We start from the raw sequence: 1,147 nt of genomic DNA, 5'->3' as shown, positions 1-1,147 counted from the left end.
ATCCAGCAGCGATTGGGGATCGAGTGTTTGAGTTCATACTGTCTATTTATCAATGACTTAACGGTATGAATTTTACCGAGAGTGGCGCGGGTTCACAAGGGGGTTGGCGTTAAGTTGGGAGCATTGCGGCTCGATGGGGGTATAGGGCTGAAGAGGCATTAACCATTTCGCACCACTTCAGGCCGGTTTATCGCGATTCTTGAGGCATAAATGACTCGACTCCGGCCCCCGGAATGGCTAAAGTTTTAGGCAATTACTACACAAGGAGTGATGGTTATGCCCTCTCAAACTCTCCGCCGCCTCGCTGGTGCCACAGCTGTCGCACTGGCCTTCTCTGCAACCGCTAATGCTGCTGGTTTTATAGATACTGATCGTTCAGTTCTGACTGCACGTGTCAATGTAGACAACGTCATCGCCCAAGCCGCACCCAATGATCAGGCCCCCCGTTTGGCAGCAAGAGGCTTCATGCAGCAACTTGAAGCCAAGTTGAAAGAGCCGGCAGAGGGCAAAACCTCGTTCGTTGATTATCCCCCGCGTGCCAATGCCGAGTTGCTGCGCCTCATTGCGGTTGTGCCGCCCAAGGGCAGCGAGCATTTGCCGATTCCGGTCTGTGCAGAACAGAACAACAAGGTTCTGGGAACGTGGAACATTACCGCCAAGGGTGATGTGCTTCCCGCCGCGTGGTCTGGCTCGATGGTTTCTGCAGCGCCTAATTCGTCGGCCTGCAAAGACTTCATTATGGCATCCCGCGCTGAAATCACCCGTCTGGCCCAGTCCAATCAGCCTGCTCAGCCCCCGCCGGTGAGCGAGCAACCCACGCCCCCGATGAAACAGGCCGCGTCCGCCGCCGGTAGCCCCGCCCTGTAAAACCATCGGCCTCCCTGTGCAGAGAACAGCAAAAGAAAACCCCGCCTTTATCCGGCGGGGTTTTTGTTGTTGAAGTCGCTGAGACAAGCTTGCTAGTCGGTCCTGAAGAACTCCTCGGAGCCTTTCCTCACGCGGCCTGCGCGTGGTTGAGCGCTTGCCGAATCCTCCAGTTTCCAGTGCAATCGCATTCACTTTCTGGAAGATTTGGAGCGCAGGTTTGCGATGACCACCCCGGATTTTTTCCGCGCCCGGCTGGACGCGATGATCGACCTGCGTCACC

1 protein-coding gene is annotated in these 1,147 nt (G+C 56.1%); it reads left to right on the top strand.

The genetic code is table 11. The features are described 5' to 3' along the window. Window positions 1-276: 276 nt before the first annotated feature. Window positions 277-867, top strand: a complete 591-nt coding sequence (locus GH681_RS23110) for a hypothetical protein (RefSeq protein ID WP_153163837.1) — start codon at window positions 277-279, stop codon at window positions 865-867. The last annotated feature ends 280 nt before the right edge of the window (window positions 868-1,147 follow it).

Origin of the sequence: Zoogloea sp. 1C4, from assembly GCF_009469605.1 — a bacterium.
Taxonomy (GTDB): domain Bacteria; phylum Pseudomonadota; class Gammaproteobacteria; order Burkholderiales; family Rhodocyclaceae; genus Zoogloea; species Zoogloea oryzae.
The sequence above is the reverse complement of the archived record's forward strand: the minus strand, read 5'-3'. Positions and strand labels throughout refer to the sequence as shown.